The organism is Glycomyces buryatensis, from assembly GCF_004912275.1.
Classification (GTDB): Bacteria; Actinomycetota; Actinomycetes; order Mycobacteriales; family Micromonosporaceae; genus Glycomyces; species Glycomyces buryatensis.
Genome location: NZ_STGY01000044.1, coordinates 24156 through 40312 on the forward strand (window position 1 = coordinate 24156; position 16157 = coordinate 40312).

General features: G+C 67.0%; 24 protein-coding genes. 9 read left to right on the forward strand and 15 right to left on the reverse strand.

The window, feature by feature from the left end; translation table 11 throughout:
* Positions 1-126: 126 nt before the first annotated feature.
* Together FAB82_RS11490 and FAB82_RS11495 are read right to left on the reverse strand one after the other, a co-directional pair.
* Positions 127-1143: a hypothetical protein gene (locus tag FAB82_RS11490; protein ID WP_136534686.1), complete on the reverse strand. Its 1017-nt coding sequence runs from the start codon at positions 1141-1143 to the stop codon at positions 127-129.
* Positions 1140-2225 (reverse strand): hypothetical protein, encoded by a 1086-nt coding sequence (locus FAB82_RS11495; protein ID WP_136534687.1) that lies wholly within the window; start codon positions 2223-2225, stop codon positions 1140-1142. Before FAB82_RS11495 ends, FAB82_RS11490 begins: the two co-directional genes overlap by 4 nt.
* 137 nt (positions 2226-2362) lie before the next feature.
* Here FAB82_RS11495 and FAB82_RS11500 point away from each other — a divergent pair, with 137 nt between their 5' ends.
* Together FAB82_RS11500 and FAB82_RS11505 are read left to right on the forward strand one after the other, a co-directional pair.
* Positions 2363-2704: a hypothetical protein gene (locus FAB82_RS11500; RefSeq protein ID WP_211116538.1), complete on the forward strand. Its 342-nt coding sequence runs from the start codon at positions 2363-2365 to the stop codon at positions 2702-2704.
* Between the two features lie 10 nt (positions 2705-2714).
* The gene (locus FAB82_RS11505; protein ID WP_136534688.1) at positions 2715-3380 is read left to right on the forward strand and encodes a nucleotidyl transferase AbiEii/AbiGii toxin family protein; all 666 of its coding nucleotides are present in this window, start codon (positions 2715-2717) and stop codon (positions 3378-3380) included.
* Between the two features lie 109 nt (positions 3381-3489).
* On the opposite strand, the gene FAB82_RS11510 is transcribed toward FAB82_RS11505, so the two are convergent.
* A complete protein-coding gene (locus FAB82_RS11510; RefSeq protein ID WP_211116539.1) occupies positions 3490-4056 on the reverse strand; it encodes a hypothetical protein in 567 nt (188 codons plus the stop codon).
* 122 nt (positions 4057-4178) lie between these two features.
* Between FAB82_RS11510 and FAB82_RS11515 the strand changes: the two genes are divergently transcribed.
* Positions 4179-6044, forward strand: a complete 1866-nt coding sequence (locus tag FAB82_RS11515) for a toll/interleukin-1 receptor domain-containing protein (protein WP_168801550.1) — start codon at positions 4179-4181, stop codon at positions 6042-6044.
* Positions 6045-6294: 250 nt separating this feature from the next.
* Here the strand turns inward: FAB82_RS11515 and FAB82_RS11520 are convergent, their stop codons facing one another.
* Positions 6295-6591: a hypothetical protein gene (locus FAB82_RS11520; RefSeq protein WP_136534690.1), complete on the reverse strand. Its 297-nt coding sequence runs from the start codon at positions 6589-6591 to the stop codon at positions 6295-6297.
* 93 nt (positions 6592-6684) lie between these two features.
* On the opposite strand from FAB82_RS11520, the gene FAB82_RS11525 reads away from it, so the two are divergent.
* Entirely contained in the window at positions 6685-7194 is a 510-nt protein-coding gene (locus FAB82_RS11525; RefSeq protein ID WP_168801551.1) for an SMI1/KNR4 family protein, read from the forward strand.
* Between the two features lie 175 nt (positions 7195-7369).
* The gene (locus tag FAB82_RS11530) at positions 7370-7618 is read left to right on the forward strand and encodes an alpha/beta fold hydrolase (protein ID WP_168801552.1); all 249 of its coding nucleotides are present in this window, start codon (positions 7370-7372) and stop codon (positions 7616-7618) included.
* Positions 7619-7746: 128 nt separating this feature from the next.
* On the opposite strand, the gene FAB82_RS11535 is transcribed toward FAB82_RS11530, so the two are convergent.
* The 4 genes from FAB82_RS11535 to FAB82_RS27070 all read right to left on the reverse strand — a co-directional run bounded on the left by FAB82_RS11535 (position 7747) and on the right by FAB82_RS27070 (position 9702).
* Positions 7747-8094, reverse strand: coding sequence for an MFS transporter (locus tag FAB82_RS11535; protein WP_136534693.1), 348 nt, complete (start codon positions 8092-8094; stop codon positions 7747-7749).
* Positions 8079-8876 (reverse strand): hypothetical protein, encoded by a 798-nt coding sequence (locus tag FAB82_RS11540; RefSeq protein WP_136534694.1) that lies wholly within the window; start codon positions 8874-8876, stop codon positions 8079-8081. The genes FAB82_RS11535 and FAB82_RS11540 overlap by 16 nt, the downstream gene beginning before the upstream one ends.
* A 97-nt stretch (positions 8877-8973) precedes the next feature.
* Positions 8974-9549 carry a hypothetical protein gene (locus FAB82_RS11545; RefSeq protein WP_136534695.1) on the reverse strand — a complete coding sequence of 192 codons (576 nt, stop codon included), beginning with the start codon at positions 9547-9549 and terminating at the stop codon, positions 8974-8976.
* Between the two features lie 3 nt (positions 9550-9552).
* Complete coding sequence (locus FAB82_RS27070) at positions 9553-9702, reverse strand: hypothetical protein (RefSeq protein ID WP_168801553.1); 150 nt, start codon at positions 9700-9702, stop codon at positions 9553-9555.
* Between the two features lie 237 nt (positions 9703-9939).
* Between FAB82_RS27070 and FAB82_RS11550 the strand changes: the two genes are divergently transcribed.
* From FAB82_RS11550 to FAB82_RS11560, 3 genes are read left to right on the forward strand one after another with little or no spacing between them, the layout of a single operon-like run.
* Positions 9940-10248 (forward strand): hypothetical protein, encoded by a 309-nt coding sequence (locus FAB82_RS11550; RefSeq protein ID WP_136534696.1) that lies wholly within the window; start codon positions 9940-9942, stop codon positions 10246-10248.
* A gap of 11 nt (positions 10249-10259) precedes the next feature.
* Complete coding sequence (locus FAB82_RS11555; protein WP_136534697.1) at positions 10260-11294, forward strand: GH-E family nuclease; 1035 nt, start codon at positions 10260-10262, stop codon at positions 11292-11294.
* Positions 11291-11890 (forward strand): suppressor of fused domain protein, encoded by a 600-nt coding sequence (locus tag FAB82_RS11560; protein WP_136534698.1) that lies wholly within the window; start codon positions 11291-11293, stop codon positions 11888-11890. The genes FAB82_RS11555 and FAB82_RS11560 overlap by 4 nt, the downstream gene beginning before the upstream one ends.
* Positions 11891-11900: 10 nt before the next feature.
* Here the strand turns inward: FAB82_RS11560 and FAB82_RS11565 are convergent, their stop codons facing one another.
* The 5 genes from FAB82_RS11565 to FAB82_RS11585 form a co-directional block, all read right to left on the reverse strand.
* On the reverse strand, positions 11901-12266 hold the full coding sequence (locus FAB82_RS11565; RefSeq protein ID WP_136534699.1) for a YbaB/EbfC family nucleoid-associated protein: 366 nt from the start codon (positions 12264-12266) through the stop codon (positions 11901-11903).
* 45 nt (positions 12267-12311) lie between these two features.
* Complete coding sequence (locus tag FAB82_RS11570; RefSeq protein ID WP_136534700.1) at positions 12312-12773, reverse strand: hypothetical protein; 462 nt, start codon at positions 12771-12773, stop codon at positions 12312-12314.
* Between the two features lie 195 nt (positions 12774-12968).
* On the reverse strand, positions 12969-13490 hold the full coding sequence (locus FAB82_RS11575; RefSeq protein WP_136534701.1) for a hypothetical protein: 522 nt from the start codon (positions 13488-13490) through the stop codon (positions 12969-12971).
* Between the two features lie 4 nt (positions 13491-13494).
* Positions 13495-13851 (reverse strand): WXG100 family type VII secretion target, encoded by a 357-nt coding sequence (locus FAB82_RS11580; RefSeq protein ID WP_136534702.1) that lies wholly within the window; start codon positions 13849-13851, stop codon positions 13495-13497.
* Between the two features lie 97 nt (positions 13852-13948).
* Complete coding sequence (locus FAB82_RS11585) at positions 13949-14485, reverse strand: hypothetical protein (RefSeq protein WP_136534703.1); 537 nt, start codon at positions 14483-14485, stop codon at positions 13949-13951.
* A 186-nt stretch (positions 14486-14671) separates the two neighbouring features.
* On the opposite strand from FAB82_RS11585, the gene FAB82_RS11590 reads away from it, so the two are divergent.
* Entirely contained in the window at positions 14672-15139 is a 468-nt protein-coding gene (locus FAB82_RS11590) for a hypothetical protein (RefSeq protein ID WP_136534704.1), read from the forward strand.
* 3 nt (positions 15140-15142) lie between these two features.
* On the opposite strand, the gene FAB82_RS11595 is transcribed toward FAB82_RS11590, so the two are convergent.
* Positions 15143-15394 (reverse strand): hypothetical protein, encoded by a 252-nt coding sequence (locus FAB82_RS11595; protein WP_136534705.1) that lies wholly within the window; start codon positions 15392-15394, stop codon positions 15143-15145.
* Between the two features lie 370 nt (positions 15395-15764).
* Positions 15765-16067 carry a hypothetical protein gene (locus FAB82_RS11600; RefSeq protein ID WP_136534706.1) on the reverse strand — a complete coding sequence of 101 codons (303 nt, stop codon included), beginning with the start codon at positions 16065-16067 and terminating at the stop codon, positions 15765-15767.
* Between the last annotated feature and the right edge of the window lie 90 nt (positions 16068-16157).

Genomic DNA, 16157 nt, shown 5'->3' on the forward strand with positions numbered 1-16157 from the left:
ATGTCATGTCCGATTTCCCACTACTGTCCGTAATGCGTAACAATTCGATAACCGGTGGGAGCGAACCGATCGGCCCTGGCGCCATGGCGGTGTGGCCGCCTACCCGTCTTGCGAACGCCCTTCCGATCAGGTGGCGGGATAACCGGTCAGCCAACCACAGTTTTCGACGCTCGAGTTGCCTTCGAAGGCGAAGTGCCCATCGGCTCCGAGCGTGATGTCGTGGGCCGAGAATACGATCGTGCAGTACCCCTTCAGCTCCGACGCGGCACTCTGTCCAATGAGCGTGCCCCGTGCCGTGAGCGCGAGCTCCGCGTGAACGGCCGGCTCGACGGTCCAACCGCTGACTCCGGTGTCGATGGTGACCTCCAGCGATTCCACGCTCCACCGCTGGTCGGTCACCTCCTCGTAGCGATCATCGTCGACTTGCAGTTCATCGTGGGACGGAACGCCGAGGTCCGCGCACACAGGCTCGGCCTCGTGCCGGACGATGCAGGTGTCGAGCAGCGCGGCCGCGTCCTCGGTCAATCGCTCTTCTGCGGCCGCCCTCTCGTTCTCGGCCAGCTCTTTCAGGGCCTCCCCCAGATCCAGGTGCCCCATCGGGTCCGTCGGGACCTCCAGCGTGCCGAACAGCGGGAACTCGACGGAATTGATGCCCGGGTAGGCCACCAGCTCGCTGTTCACCGGGTCGGGAACGATCGCTTCCCCGTTGAACTCGACTTCTTCGATCCATTCAAGACCACCGTCGTACACATCAGCGGTGTCCCAGGCGATCTGTGCGGGCTCACCGGTGAAGTCGTCGACGACGAAGACCAGTACGTGCTCAGTGGAATCCGTTCGCACCGTGGCCCAGACCCGCCCGTCGTCGCGGGTGCGGTGCTCGACGCTCACGACCTCCCAGTCCCCGGGCGGCAGGATCGGGCCCGCCTCCTTGTACTGCTCGTCTATGTATGTCGAGGCGCGAGCCGTGTCACCGTTCTGGAGCGCCTCCAGGTAGTCGGTGACGACTGCGGTCTTCGGGCTGGGTTCCGGCGGCTCGGCCCGCGCACCGTCGCCGAGTTGGAAGAGCGCGAACACCATCGCCGCCAGCGCGGCGATGCCGGCTTCGACGCCGATGAACCAGCGCTTGCGGGTTCCGCCGCTCACTCGATCACCTCACACGTCTCGGCCTCATCGGCGGTGGGTGGGTAAGACGTCATGCCGCCGATGAGCTCGACCTCGTTGTCTGCATTGATTACCAGGTCGGGCCCGCCGAGTTCGAACGGGCAGTCCACTGTGAAGTTTCGGCGCACGCGGGACTCGGTGTCGCCGTCCTGGATGAGCACGGTGCCGGTCACGCGGACGGTCCCGCTCTCCTCGGTGGCGGCGGAGAACCCCGAGTAGCCGCTGTCACCGGGTTCGAGCCCGAGCACCGGGTAGTCCGTGACGGTCCATTCGACGTCGGCCACGTCGAATTCGAAGGGTTCGGGCCATGCGACGGCGTACTGGCCGAACGGGCAGATGCCCGACAGGGTCATGTCCGCGGCCGTCCGGCAGCCGTCGAGCGCGGTGTTCACCGCGGCCTGAGCCGCTTCGGTGTAGTCGTCCAGGTCGATCGGGGGCGTGGTCTGCTCCTCGGAGATCTCGGTGCCGGGGAAGACGGCGACCCGCTCGCCCGAACCGTTGAGGTCGTACACGCCGGGGAGCAGCGGAATCCCGAGAGGGGAGCTCGGGCTTTCCACGACGAGGTCGTTGATTCGGATGTAGTTGAGGGGTGCGGACTGAAAGGGCGCGTTGACGATGGGGTTCTCAATGTAGAGCCCCTGCTCGTCCTCCCGAACTTCCAATGTCCCGGACCCGGTGACCCCGTCGAAGACGAACGTGACATAGACGTCCGTGCTGGTCCCGTTCGAGTCGACCTCGTGCACACCCTCGAACGACCAGTCTCCGCCGATCGCGTCGGGCACGAAGTAGGTTCCGAAGTCGTTGTGCGAGTGGATGCTCATCATCCCGAGGGCGCGGTCAATATCGCGATCCCTGATGGCGTCGAGGAATTCCGTGACGACCCGTTCGGGGCTGTTCTCCCTGCCTGCTTCGACGGCGCTCTGGCCGAGATGGATGACCAGGCCCAGGGTCAAGCCGAGAATGAGGATCAGCCGCACTCGGGCCGCCTCCCGCTGGGCTCGGGTGCGCTGCGGGCGGCGTCCGGGAGGGAGATCGTCGAGCTCGGACGTATTGCGACGGGTCACGATTCATGAGCATAAGTCATCAATGGCGGGGGCAGTGGCCGCCGACTCGTCGGCCCGGCAGAGCGGATCACGGCACGGAAGAGGCGCCTCCCATACAATCGGCACCACGGTCCCGAATCCGATCCGGAGGAGCCACGATGCCGAACGAAGCGCGGCCTCCCAGGCGCTACCCCAAACCCTTCGCGGTGCCCGAACGGCTCGAATACCTCATCGGACCGACCTCAGGCGTCATCGAGCTTCCCCGCCATCTCGACTGGTCAGGTCGCCCGCAGTACGACCTCGGCCAACCGGGGCGGATCATGGACCTGTATCGCACGGTAATCGCCGAGGCAACCCGCCCTACGGACCTCTATAGCTTTCTCGACGCCAGAACCCTCTTGGAGCTGTGGCCGAGGATGTGGATCCCCGCCCATATCCGGCAGGCCTGGGAACACGCCTTCCCAGAGCTGTTGCGCGCCAGGCTCGGACACAAGCCATAGACTCCATGGCGTGGACCCCCATCACCGCCGTATCACTGAGATCGCCTTGTCCGTCGCCGCCGAGTACGGCTTCGCGCTGGCCGGTGGCTACGCCGTTCAGGCTCACGGCATGGGCCACCGCCCCAGCGGCGACGTCGACCTGTTCACCTCTTGGGAGCAGCGCACCGTGTTCACGCAAGCCGTCGCGAAGGTCGTCCAGGCACTGCGCGCCCACGGTTACCAGGTGAGCACCGACGTGCGCGGCGAGACATTCGCGCGTCTTTCAGTGCAGGCTCCAGATACAGTCGAACCCGACAAAGTGGAGCTCGCGGCGGATTGGCGGGCCCACCCACCGGTCACGCTCAGCATCGGGCCGGTCCTGCACCCGGACGACGCCGTCGCCAACAAGATGTGCGCATTGTTCGGCCGCGCGGCTCCGCGGGACTTCCTGGATGTGGACGCCGCGATCGCGAGTGGCCGCTATACGCGGGAGCGCCTGCTGGAGTTGGCCGCCGAGGCCGATCCCGGATTCGACCGTCGCATGTTCGCCGATGCGCTCAACTCGCTCAAGCAGATCACCGACACGGCTTTCGCCCAGTACGACGTCGAGGCGGCCTCCCTCACCGAGATTCGTACCCGCTTCGCCGCCTGGGCCGAAGCGTTGTCCGCCACCGGCACCGAACCCATTCCGGACTAATCTTCGGTGGGCTGCTCGGTCGCCTCGTCCATGGCGTCGGCCGATTCGCTGCCGTCTTCGAAAGCACCGTCTGCCAGGCCCCGCCGAGGCGGCCCTGCGAGGGCCCGGCTCAGCCCGGGTCACTGTCCCGCTTCCAATCCCCCCCCCGCTGATTCGGTGGTTCCAGTGGTCGGAGGTCTTCAGCGAGGAGCGATTCGACGCCCGCGACTCGACCCAGGAGGATGGCGATGTCGGTCAGCAGGCGGCGCGTGCGATCGATCTCGGACCGCAGCTCATCGATACGTTCCCAACCCCGTTCATGGGTGACGGTGTCCACATGGGGCGGGCGCTGCTCCTCGTACGAGGTCAGCAGCGGATGCCACTTCGCCAGGACCGGGCGGATCACGTCGTTGAGCATGACGACCGCTATGCGCCCGAACGTGATCCGCTCATCGCTGCCGCGTGCCACTGCCGGGCCGTACTGGCGCAGAATGTGCCGGGTGATCCCGAACAGCTGGTAAAAGGAGGTGAGCGCCTCACGGGCCTTGCCCTCATCACGGTGAAGCGGCACCGTCGAGATTCGGGTGATCAGCTCGACATATAGCTCCCAGGACGCGTCGCGCTCGGACTGCTCCGGTTCCCACGTGCCCTCGATACCGCCCACGAACGGTATCTTGAGGCTCACCTTGACCTGCACGGACTCGGCCTCCTCTCATCGGCGCCTAGAATGTGGCGTCAGACGCCCAGCATAGCGGGGCGGCGGGCCCGGCCAGGATCTCGGCAAGGTTCGGATCGCACGTCAGGACTCGAAGGGGCACAGTGGCATCCACAGCGAACGAGCCCATCTGGGACGTGTTCGTCAGCTATGCGCGCGCCGACCGTGACGACGTCGAGGGCGTCATCGGCGCCCTCCGCGCCAGGGGGATGCGCGTGTTCGTCGATGACCCCGAGATCCCCGCATTCACCAGCATCACCGCCGAAATACGCGCCGCGCTGGCCGGCTCGAAACTGCTGCTGCCGTTTTTCTCCCGCAAATACCTCACGCGCATGGCCTGCCGCTGGGAACTCGACTACGCGCTCCGCGCCGGCTACGCCGAAGGCAACCCGTTCGGACGCGTCGCCGCGGTCAACCCCGAGCCCGACATGGACCACATTCTGTACGTGGAGCTGCGCAGCACCAGACTCTGGGAGCTGCCGGACTCGCCGATGGAGGCGCGACGTCTGGCCGACGACATCGCTGGCCGCCTCGCCGCCCTCGACGGCCCGATCGGTGAACTGCCGGCGTCCGAGCGCTTCCCCTCCCCGGCGGCGTTCTGCGGCCGGGATCTGGAACTGCACGAACTCAACGCGCATCTCGGTCTCAACGCGGGCCAGCGCGCCGAGGCGATGAGCCGTTCTCCAAAGGCGCGCACGGCGTTCGTCGTCGGCGCTCCCGGCATCGGTAAGTCGGCGTTCATCGGCGAATATCTGCACCGGTTCGGGGAGCAGTTCGCCGAGGTCCACCACTGTGCTGGTCAGGTTCCCGCCGATCACCCCCTCGGTCTGGTCGTCATTGAAGACCTCCGAATCGAGGATGCCCCGAGGGTCCGACAATGGCTGGCCGACCAGCCCACGACCTGCACGGCGATCCTCTCCGCGCGCGAACACCTCCACGTCCCGGCCAGCCCGGTCGTGCTCGACGGCCTCGACTTCGAGAGCACGCTCGCGCTGCTGTCGGCCTACCGGCCGGTCGAGGCGGGGCAAGCCGAACCTGCGCGACGCCTGGCCGAGGGCACCGGTGGGCACCCGCAGACTGCGCATGTCGTCGGACACCTGCTCCAGACGTTCGCCGAGCGCCCTTACGAGAGCGTTCTTCGCGAATGGCACCGCCGCGACGCGGACGCGATCGGCGAGTTCGCCCGCCGGATGAGCACCCTCCAGGACGGCTACCCCGCCGATTTCAACGCCGGACTGGTCGCGGCCTTTCCGCCCGAAGACAGCACGGCCCGATCGGCACTGCGGGTCCTGGCCGCGATGCCGCCGCTCGCCGCCCGCACCGACCTCCTCGCCGAGGCTCTGATCGCCCTGGGGCATCCGGAGCGCCCCAGCGAGGCACTGGAGACGTTGCGGCGCTGCGGACTTGTGGCACACGGTCGGCTCGGCCCGGTCGCCGCGCGCGTGGCCGAGCGGCACGACACTGATCCGGTCGCGTGGAGTGTGGCGCGCACCGCGGCCGAGGCGACATACGATGGGCTTCTCCACACGGGTCGGCGGATGGAGAGCACCGTGAGCAGACCAAGCGACGAATCGACCGAGATCGCCTTCCAACTGCAGATCGAGCTGTCCACTCGGATCGCGACACAGCCGCTGCCGGACGGTCAAGGCCTGTTGGGCGAGGCGCTGGCGTCGCTCAAGAGCGTCTTCGACGCCGCCCGCGACGCCCTGAAGCAGTTGGGTTCGACCGGCCACCGGGACGAGGCCGCGCAACTGGCGAACAAGCTCTGCGAAACATTGCGGCCCTTCCTGACCGAGTGGCACCCGCGCTTGAGCGACCACGCCTCGACCCGCCCTCCTGGAGTCGGAGTGCTCACCCATGAGAACGCCTGGGAGCACGCCGCCGAGCTCCGCGCCGAACTTCCTGGCCTACAGGAGTCGCTGGCGGAAATCCTCACCCGCCTCCGCGGTCTCACCGGTTCCGACCTGTGATACTCGGGCGGCGGGCGGCCGTCCCTTCCTCGGCCGCCTCCTCATCCGCAGTGGGCTCTTCAGCCGAGGACGACTCCGAAGCTCCGGGACTCGCCGTCGCGCCTCCGGATCGGGTTCCCTACAAGTCGTTGAGATAAGAAAGGCACGACGTGCCTGACCAGTGATCTGGCCAAAGACGCAACTGGCTCGTGTCTGATGCCCTTGCAAGGATTTGTCAGTTCTGGTCGGACGACCGATTCCGCAGGATTCGTTAGGCGCCGTTGGCGAACCCTGCGATCGAATCCTTCTGGAACTCGATGATCGCGCGGGCTCGCGCGTTCGTCTGTTCGAACACGTCGGTGACCTGTTCCTCGGTTTCCCTGAGAAGCGACCCGTCATAGCATTTCAGCAGGATGTCAAGCACCTCGCGAGCGTCCAGGTCGTCCTCGTCAAAGCTGAAGCAGGAGATGGAAGCCAGGAGGAAATGCGACACCCCGGGTTCGACGGCGTTCTCATACTGGTCGTCAAACCTGTCGACATGACCGTCCGGCATTTCAGGGATCATCATGCGGTCCTTCCCCGGAACGGCGTAGCGCGAACGCCTGGTGCTTTGGAAGTAGTTTGAACAATCTCCTCACGTCTAGAGAAAAAGGGGCACGACGTGCCTGAGCGGAATTCCTGGCCCGTGGTGCTCGGGCTGACGATCAAGGCCAAGCTCGTGTTGCAAGAGCGGGATCTTGAGGACGCCGACGATGACACCTTCCCGCGCTTCAAGCTCTCTCCCGAGGAGCTGCACGCGCTGGAGTCGGAGCTAGGGGAGCCGTTTCCGCAGGAGTTCCGCGACTTCCTGCTGCACGCCAATGGATGGGAGGGCGTCTACTACGACCTCGACCTGTTCGGCAGCCCTGAGCTGCAAGGCGCCGGTCGGTGGCGGATCGCCCAGGAGCTCCTCGATGTCTATACCTCGGAGGGGGTCATGGAAAGGCTCGACCTCGACCCTCGGGGGGTCATTCCGGTCGCGGCCGGCGACGGCAATGATCTGGTGCTGCTGATTCGGCGCGGTTGGAAGCACGAAGGCGAGGTGTCGTGGATCCTCGGCGGGGAGGAGTTCATTCGCGCCGAGGACTATAAGGACTTCGTCGAGTTCATCATGTCGCAACTCCAGCTCTGACTTCCCAGCATCGACCCGGGTTCTTCTGTGCCCCTGGATGTTCAGGTGTCGGCAGCGCCGCCGTTACACGCTTTGGTGCTCAAGGCGGGCTTCGGCGTCCGCTTCATCAACGGGCTGACCCCTGAGCAGGTCGAGCAGTTCACGGCGGACCTCGCGGGGGTCCGTCCCCGGCGGCGTGGTCGGCCAGGCGCGACTGATCCGGTCAGGCGACACGACCGGCGACCTGGCCGCCGTCAAGGCCCCGACGCTCGTCATCAACGCGACCGGCGACCTCCTGGTCGACCCCGCGAACTCCCGCGTCCTCGCCGCGGGCATCCCGAACGCCGAGTACGTCGAGATCGACGCCGGGCATGTCCTGATGGCCGAGCAGCCCCAGGCTTGGGAGGACGCGGTCACGGGCTTCCTGGCCGAGCACGGGCTGTAGCAGGCGGTTCCGACCGCGACCGGGACGGCCCGAAGCAGTGGTGCCGTCCCGGTCGCGTGCCGGCGGCGGTGCCAGGCCGGTGTCATCCTGGCGGCCGGCCCGCCGCTCCCGTACCGGGCCCGTCGCCCTCACGCGCGTCGGACGCGCGGGCTCAGTGCCAGATTGAGCAGCACCGAGATCCCTTGCGCCGCCAGCGCCCACGCGAAGGCCTCCTGGATACCGACGCTCGGAACCAGGTGCAGGAACAGCGCCCCCAGCAGGGCGAAGCCGGAGGCGAGGGCGATCTGCTGGCTCGTGGCCATCGCGCCGCTGGCGACCCCGGCCCGTTCGGGCGGAACCTCGGCCAGGATCACGCGGAACAGGACCGGCAGGTGGAGTCCTTGTCCGAGTCCCATCAGCGCCAGTCCGGGCGCCATCGCGAAGGCGGCTTGAGCGCCGACCGGATCACGGGGTCGACGGCTCAGCGGTTGCACCACTGCTTCATGTCCTCGGTCGCCAGGAGCAACACGATCAGCAGGCTGAGCAAGAGTCCGAGGCAGTCGCCCGCGGCAACCATCCCGGCCGAAGCCTCACCGCCACCGGCCGTGTACACCGTCACGAGTACCACTCCCAGTCCGATGCTGACGCCTTCCAAGGTAATGGCGGTGGTCCGCGCCCAACGTCTCCGAAGGGTGATCTGGACGGCCAGGACCGCCCTGACAATGACCATGACGAGGAGGAGACCGTTCACGATGGTCAGGGCCTGGATAACCGAAGTCGGCATCTCCGGTTCGGGCTGAAACGAGAACGCGGTTCCCGGGCCCTCGGCCAGATCCGACAGCATTCCGCTGAAGATGAGGAAGCCGCAGGTGCCGAATGCGACCTGGAGCCAGAGGTTCGCCACCGCAATCTTTCCCGCACCGGACATGGTCTCGAATGTGCGTGCGCCCCAGCGTTCCGGGGCGAGGCCTTGGAGGACGTGGAGCGGATCCCGTTGCTCGAGATAGCGGAAGCGGATCTGTTCGCCTATGAAGGGCTCGCTCGGTTCGGCGATGAAGCCGCGCTCGGTCCACTGCTGCGCCTCCACGGCGACCGGCTTCCCGTCGACCTCGATGCGCCAGGTGGCATTGCCGCCGGTGATGGTGGGCAGTTCGAACGTTTCGCGGATGTGCGAGATCGCTTCGCCGAGCGTCATACCCGCTTCGAGTTCGAAGGTCGTCCGCTGCGGCGCGGTGTCGTCGCTGGGATGGACCGGATCGCGGTCCGTTATGACATGCATGTGTTCCAAGGGGATCGGGGCAATCAGGTTCGATCCTAGGCTTTTCGCGCCACTCCGAGGGTGCACGTCGCAGTCTCGGCGACCGGTTCGGGCACGGCTAATACTCCTTGGAGCGGCTGCGACGCTTTGACGGTTGGTCGCGGATCGATCGGAGGCGGTCCTCGAAGCTGCGGCGCTCCTTGTCCTTGCGACCCTGGAGGATCTGCGCCTGGCGGTGTCGCGGCTGACGGTGGAACCAGCGCTTGTAGATCGACCCCGCGACCACCCCGGCGAGGAACGCCACGAGCGGCGAGATCCACAGCGGATTCAGGATGGCGGCGAGCGGCGGCCCCTGGCCCTGATCGTCCATATGCGATAGTGCGGCGTCCCAGAGCTGCGCTACCAATGCGACGGCGCATGCGATGCCGAAGACCGGGAACGAGATATGGAGCGAGTCGATCGACTCTCCATGCCGTTCGATCTCCCACCTCCGAATCCGCTCGTCGGACTGTTCGGATTCGGCCTGGTGCGCCTCGGCCCGCCGCACCTGTTCCTCAACGGAGAGTCCAAGATCGGGATCGGGGTTGATCCGCGCGGCCAGAGCAGCGGCGACGAAGGTCGCGAGCGCCAGAATCACGATGACGCCGACGGGCCCGGCAACGGCGACGAACAGCGCGGTCAGATGCGGGCTCACCGTCTACCGCCTCCCCGCGCGCCGCTTGCGCCGACCCCGCCACGCCCCGACGGCCGAGACCAGGACGATCCCCGCGCCGACGACACCTGCCGCGGCCCACATGGCGAACGCCAGCCCCCAGCCGGGAACCGTCCATATCTCGTTCAGGTCCACGGCATCAACCGCATCCGTACGGTCCGACCGGCATTGTTCCTCCAGGGGCAGTGAGGTATCGGGGCAACCTCCGCATGCTACCGCCGCGGCCCGAACCGGCCCTGCCCACCGGTCCCCCGCCGTCGGGTCCGGTCCCGCTGCGCGGCTATGGAGCGGGCCACTTGCAGGTCGCCTCGGACGTTACCTCCGAGTAAACTCGAACACGAGTTTCACATCTTCAAACCGGCGAGAGGTCCTATGAGCAACGGATTCGGGGTCGTACCAGGCGATCTCAGCGGCGCTTCCACAGCGTTGAAGGCCCTCGCCGGAACCGCCGACTGCTCGCAGCAGGTCAGCAATGGCGGGCGGACCACCGGCGCCGCCAATGTCGGCTACATGACCACCCAGGCGATCAACAACTTCACCATGTGCTTCAAAGAGGTCGGGGAGGCGATGGAGAACCGCCTCAACGACCACGCCGAAGCCCTCGCCGAGTGCGCGCAGACTTACGGCGACACCGACGATGACGTGGCCAACCCCTTCAACACCTACCTGAGCGATCTCTAGCGAGGAGTCCGATGCCCACTTACATCCAGGCACTGGCCTCGAAGCCCAAGAAGATCGACGACTTCGGTGACGCCGTCAAGAAGGCCCAGGACGACGTCAAGGACACGGAGTCGGACTACCGGAAGGTCGCGAAGGACCTGAAGCGGACCTGGACCGGCGACGCCTCCGACAAGTTCCAGCAGGCGGCGCACAATTCGAACCGGACCATCGGCCAGATCGCGAACCAACTGGGGAACACGCAGATCGCGGCCGATGTCGGCAGCATGCAGATGCACGCCACGGTCCAGATGATCAGCAATGTGAAGCGCACCGCCGAGACCGCGGGCTACGTCGTGACGCCGGCCCCCATGGCGATCATCGGGCCCCGCCAGCAGGCGCAGATCGCGGCGGCGACGCTCCCTCCCGCGCAGGCCGCCCTGATCGCCGGTTTCCAGGTCGGTGCGCTGATGATCAATGGCCAGCTCTACGCGATGATCACCATGCTGACCATGGAGGACGTGGGCACCGCCGCCAGGATCCACATGTCGGCGGTCGTGATGCGCACCTTGGCCGTCACGCTCGGCGGCGGCAATAAGGCGCTGCTGCCGCCCCGCAAGCTCAAGGACGACCCCTACAAGCGCGGCAACTTCTGGAAGAAGACCAAGACGGACGCCTGGGATCGCAGCAGGGACCAGACGGCCGATCGGCAGCGGAGGGACGGGCGGCCGGTGGACGGCCTGGTCTACGATCCGAACGATGCGAACTACGATCGCGGCGACCTCGAGTACCGGCCCAGCGACGTCGGCCACCCGGCCGGATGGGAGTTCCGGGACCAGGCCGCGGCCGGCAGGCTGTGGGGCGTGGACCGCAACAGCTTCAACCGCGACTACAACCACCCCGACTTCATCATGGAGGGTCGCCCGGAGAACCGGAGCCACCAGTTCGAGGCCGACGACCCGAACCGGGTGAGCTCGTGGGTGCCCTACCACTACGGCAGATACGGTGAACCGCCCGCGCCGACGGTGTCGAACATCAACTACAACCAACTCCGACTTGGAAACGCATGAGCACAATACCCGACCCCGACCCCGACCTGACGGCGGTAGCCGACGCGATCGCCGTGGCCTTCGGGGGCCGCGCCCCGAACTCGGTCGACGCCCACATGAACGAGCCCGAATCGCACAGCGTGATCATGCTGACCTTCGCGGATGTGCCGCGGGCGGGCGTGGTCTCGTACGCCACGCTCGGACTGTCGGCGGCGCCGCTGCTGGTGCCGGGGCGCGAGGGCGGCCCGCGGCTGGGCGTGGAGCTGCTCGGTGCCTGCGATGCCGCGTATCCGGACTTCGGGGGCGTCTTGTCCACGACCGCTTTCGGGGTGCTCGACGGCGGGGCGATGTTCCCCGGTCAGCTCGTCACCAAGGCGCTGCCGATGTACTACCCGGGTCTGGAGATGGAGCACCTGCTGTACATCAACCCGATCTCGTGGTCCGGTGGGCCGCAGCCGATCGAGCTGCCGGGACGGGCCTACGTGTGGTTGCAGGCGGTGCCGATCTCCGAGGGCGAACTGCGCTTCGCCTCGGTCAACGGGTCGGACGATTTGATCGAAGTCCTCGCGGAGGCGAACGTGGACGTCGCTGATCTGAACCGGCGCACGACGATCTGACCGGCTCCGGTCACGCCCGAGTGACCGCTTCGGCGATTTCGCGCCGCCGCTCGTCCGCTTGGGCCCGGGCGTCGCGGAACGCCGCAGTCAGTTCCTCGGCGACGGTCTCGCGGTCGAACTGCCGCATGAGTTCCTTGTGGCGGAACTCGACACCGCGAGGCCGGAGGTCGATGCCGACCGTGACGGTGGCGATGCGTTCGGGCGAGCGACCGATGAACGCCTCGTCCGCATGCTCGGCGTATGCGGCTTCGATCCGGGCGAGGTTGGCCACGAAGGCGTCGCCCGCCTCCTGGCTCGCCTGATTCATCTCCTCCAAGCTGAGTTGGCGGCCCTCGCGCATCGCGCTCTCGGTGGTGGGGAAGTCGTCGGCGTCCATGAGTCCTCTGTGATCACTCGATCTGTCTGGCGGGGAAGTCTGCCGCTACTGCGGGTTGAGCCGTTCCGCGGCGGCGGACAGCTCGGCCTCGGCGGCGGCGAACGCCGCGACCACCGCGGCGGCGATGGTGGGCCCGCTGCACCGAAGGGCGCCGTCGAGCAGCTCGGTGCGGGTGACGGTGCAGGCCACATCGATGGTCACCGCCACGATCTGGTCGGGATCGACACCGCGGTATTCGGCCCGGTTGAACGCGTCCATCGCGCCCGCCAACCGCTCGAACTCGGCCCGCTGCGCGGCGAAGAACGCTTCAGTGGGGGTTCCCTGGAGCTGCCGCATGGCCGCGTCGATGTCCATGCCCTGTTCGCCCAGTTCCCGGAGGGTGTCAATGGACTCGCTGATGCGCTGGTCGAGCCCCGTCGGGTCGAAGTCGAGCAGGGACGCCAAGTCACCCAGCGGCCCATCGGCCTCCGAGCGCGGGTTCGGTTCTTCGCGCGGTGACGTCGGCATCGCCAGTCTCCCTGTGGTCGTCGGCGGTATTCGGCTGAGGAGCGGGTACCGGTAGATCCTAGCCGGATTCGGCACTCGGCCCAATGCGCGCGATGTCGCACCCCGCGGGCACCCTCGAGAACGGGGGGAGCTCCGATCCGACACACCCGACCCCGGGGAGCGCCGGACAGGGGCGCGACGCCGACCGGGCCGGGCTCACACTCCCAGAGCGGTTCGGATGACGCCGTTGGCGGCAGTGTCGTAGGCGATGAAGGCCGTGTACATGCCGACCAGCGCCGCGGTGAAGGCCGCCGCCCTCGCCTCGTGGGCGGCCAGCAGCACTTGGCCGGACGGGCCCGCCGCGGCGATCTGGTTCCACTGGCCGGCGCCGAGGACGACCAGCGGCGCCGGCAGGACCTGGTATCCGGCGGTCTCGGCTGCCCGCACGGTCTCCCGCATCGCCGCTACCGCGGCGATCATGCGGGCGGCGTTGGCCTCCAGGGTGACGGCCGAGTCGATGAGCGCGACCTCGCTGCGTCCAATGTAGGCCTCGACCAGGCCTGCCCACCTGGCCAGGCCCTGGTAGTCCTCGCCCTGCCAGGCCGCTCCGAGGCCCGAGACGGTGGCGCCGTATCGGGCGCCGACGCCGGTGATCTCGATGGCCGCCCGGACCAGGCTGTCGGCCAACGACATCAGCTGTGCGGGGTCGGAGTCGAGCGACTGCTGGAAGGTCGGCATCGCATCACTTTGTCACGGGCGGACCGAAGTCGATGGTCGGCACCTTGAACGTGCGCAATGCCAGTTGCATCGGCCAGAAGTCGTTCGCGGCGTCCTGGTCGGCGTAGCCCCAGTGCAAGGCGGCGTCATCGATGACCTCCTGAGTGTCGTCCAGGTGCTCCGAGAGCTGCTCCATATCGCGCCTGAAGTCCTCGGCCAATTCCTGCGCGGCGCCGGCGCACATGAGTCCGGAGTTGGCCTTCGTGGCGCGTTCGGCCGACCCGTCGAGTTGGTGCGGCAGATCCTTTGTCTCGGCGGCGAACTGCCGTATCCGCTCGGCCGCGCTGCGAAGCCGGTCGCTCTCCACGATGATTCGGGCCATCAGTACGTTCCTCGGCAGGTGTCGTAGTCGTCTTGGGGGAGGTGGTCGCGTTCGTATTGATGGTTCCACGAGACGCGGGCGGTGATCGGGCCGAGGTTCAGCGGTCACACCAGGCGGCCATGGTCTGTGACCGGAGCGCGGCGATGATGGCGGCGCCGAGGATCACCCCGAGCCAGCCGGTGCCCGCGTTGACCGGCGCCAGATCCATCTCCTGCGCCAGCTCCACGGCGAGCGCGGCGGCGAGGCCGATGATCTCCAGAGTGAGGACGGTGTACCTCGCCCAGCGCTTGCGGCGGGTGAGTTTGACGGCGAGGACGATCTGCAGCACCGTCCAGCCGGCTATGGCGAGCCACAACGCGAACGTCCATGGCTCCATGCCGAGGATCTCACCTGGCTGCGAGGTCCGGCCTTCGAATCCCTGCCGGTCGTACACGTACTGTGCGATCGCCGCAGCGATCCCGAGAGCGACCATGTATCCGGCGATCGCGATGCGCAGCCACATGACGAGCACGGCGAGGCGGCCGGTGCCGGGCAAATTGCCGAACCGGGGGGCGAGGTGCGGCGGGTCGGCGATCACCATGCGGGCCGACGGCGGGCCCTCGTCGGGCGCGGGGGTTTCCGGGTTCTGGCTCATGAGCGGTCCAAGGGGGCGGGGGGCGGGTCATCTCCGACGTTAAGGGGAGGGCGCCATCGCCGGGGCCCGCTTCTCGCCCGCGATTGTCCGAAACCGGCGCCGGTCCCGCTCACTGCGAATAGCATTCGGGTGGTTCGACCACGAGCCGCACGAGAGGGCTTACTCCGCATGAGGCACATTCGCGCATTGACATGGATCACGATGACGACGGCGGTGCTGTTGTCCCCCATCGCAATCGGTTCGACCTCGGCCGCCGAGCCGCCCGGAACCTACGTCGATGCGGTCCTGGCCACGGGCGGCAAGCAATGCGAGGCGGTCGACGTGCCGGTGACCGCGGCCCCGCCCGCGACCTTGACGATTCCGGCCGATGCGGTCGAGCTCGAATGCACCAGCTCCATCAGGTACACGTTCGACTCCGATGCCGAGCTGACGTTCGATGACGCGGCGGGCACGGCGTCCGCGGCGTCGATCCGGATCGTCGGCACCTGGTTCGGCGTCTCGTGCACGTATGAGGCCACCGACCTGTCGCTCGAGCGACAGGGCGACACCCGCGAATACCTGGGCGGGCCTTACACCGCCGGGAAGGCGAGCGGGATGTTCCTGTGCCCCAGGGACGTCAAGCTCGACTCGGCGGCGATCACGTTCCACCAGTAGGCGTCAGTATTCGCCGCCGTCGCCGCGGCGGCGCTTGTCGCGCTTCTCCTGCTCGTCCTGTTCGCGCATGACGCGTTCGGCCGCTTCGATTTCGCGGCGCTCCGCCTCGATTTGCCTGCGCTCGGACTCGCTGAAGAACTGCTTCGCGAGTTCGGGGTCAGGTGGGTCCGGGCGTTCGAGCTCGCTGGAACCGTTCTTCTTGATGAGGATGAACAGCGCCGCGAGGACGGCGATGATGAGGATCGTCCAGATCATGTGGCGCCCCTTTCCTGGTCCAGCTGGTCCTCGAGCTTTTGCCCGTCATTGAGTTCGGTCGCCGAGTATTTGAGGATCTTCTGGTGGCGGGCGAGAATTGCAGCCCGGTGAGCGCTCCGCCGGCATTGACGGTGACGGCCTCGTCGTCGCTGCTGACGGTCGTGGAGGACTCGGCGGGCAACGCCTCGGCGCGCCCGGCCTGCTCCTGAATCGCCGCCACTCGGTCCTCAAGAGACCGCGTGATCTCTTCGGGAGTGCGCATGGAAGCCCTTCGCATCGGAGCCTGCAATCACTTCCGAAGCTAATGACCCGCAGTGAATCAGCGGTGGACGGGCTTTGAACATCGGCGGGTGTCGGTATTGACGCAGATTCATTCCCTGGTGAGACGATCGCCCACACGCGGCAACACATCGTGCCCGTCCTTATTCGTGGCGAAGGGGAAGTAACGGAAGTAGATGCGCTCGCCTTCAAAGGGTTGGCCTGGATAGTTCGTGTGCCGCCGATGAGTCAGGAGTCCCGTAACCACTGCGACTGTCCTGCCGTCGACTTCGGCGACCCACACCGCATTGGTTCCCAGCGAGGAGGCCTCGCAGGCCAGCGCGACGGCCTCGCCGATCGTCGCGCCGTCTTCGAGCTCGATGGTCACAAGGTGGGATTCGACGTCATCGCCCATGCACATTGATTCGCGGTCGACTTCGATTCGCATGGCACTCCAAGGGGTTCGGGGGTACGACCCTGGATTCTAGGACTCCTGAGGGCTCGG

Coding starts and splice junctions, on each gene's coding strand:
- FAB82_RS11500 (WP_211116538.1), top strand. CDS start 2,363: ATGCCGAACGAAGCGCGGCCTCCCAGGCGCTACCCCAAACCCTTCGCG.
- FAB82_RS11520 (WP_136534690.1), bottom strand. CDS start 6,591: ATGATGATCCCTGAAATGCCGGACGGTCATGTCGACAGGTTTGACGAC.
- FAB82_RS11540 (WP_136534694.1), bottom strand. CDS start 8,876: ATGCATGTCATAACGGACCGCGATCCGGTCCATCCCAGCGACGACACC.
- FAB82_RS11550 (WP_136534696.1), top strand. CDS start 9,940: ATGAGCAACGGATTCGGGGTCGTACCAGGCGATCTCAGCGGCGCTTCC.
- FAB82_RS11555 (WP_136534697.1), top strand. CDS start 10,260: ATGCCCACTTACATCCAGGCACTGGCCTCGAAGCCCAAGAAGATCGAC.
- FAB82_RS11560 (WP_136534698.1), top strand. CDS start 11,291: ATGAGCACAATACCCGACCCCGACCCCGACCTGACGGCGGTAGCCGAC.
- FAB82_RS11565 (WP_136534699.1), bottom strand. CDS start 12,266: ATGGACGCCGACGACTTCCCCACCACCGAGAGCGCGATGCGCGAGGGC.
- FAB82_RS11570 (WP_136534700.1), bottom strand. CDS start 12,773: ATGCCGACGTCACCGCGCGAAGAACCGAACCCGCGCTCGGAGGCCGAT.
- FAB82_RS11575 (WP_136534701.1), bottom strand. CDS start 13,490: ATGCCGACCTTCCAGCAGTCGCTCGACTCCGACCCCGCACAGCTGATG.
- FAB82_RS11580 (WP_136534702.1), bottom strand. CDS start 13,851: ATGGCCCGAATCATCGTGGAGAGCGACCGGCTTCGCAGCGCGGCCGAG.
- FAB82_RS11585 (WP_136534703.1), bottom strand. CDS start 14,485: ATGAGCCAGAACCCGGAAACCCCCGCGCCCGACGAGGGCCCGCCGTCG.
- FAB82_RS11595 (WP_136534705.1), bottom strand. CDS start 15,394: ATGATCTGGACGATCCTCATCATCGCCGTCCTCGCGGCGCTGTTCATC.
- FAB82_RS11600 (WP_136534706.1), bottom strand. CDS start 16,067: ATGGGCGATGACGTCGAATCCCACCTTGTGACCATCGAGCTCGAAGAC.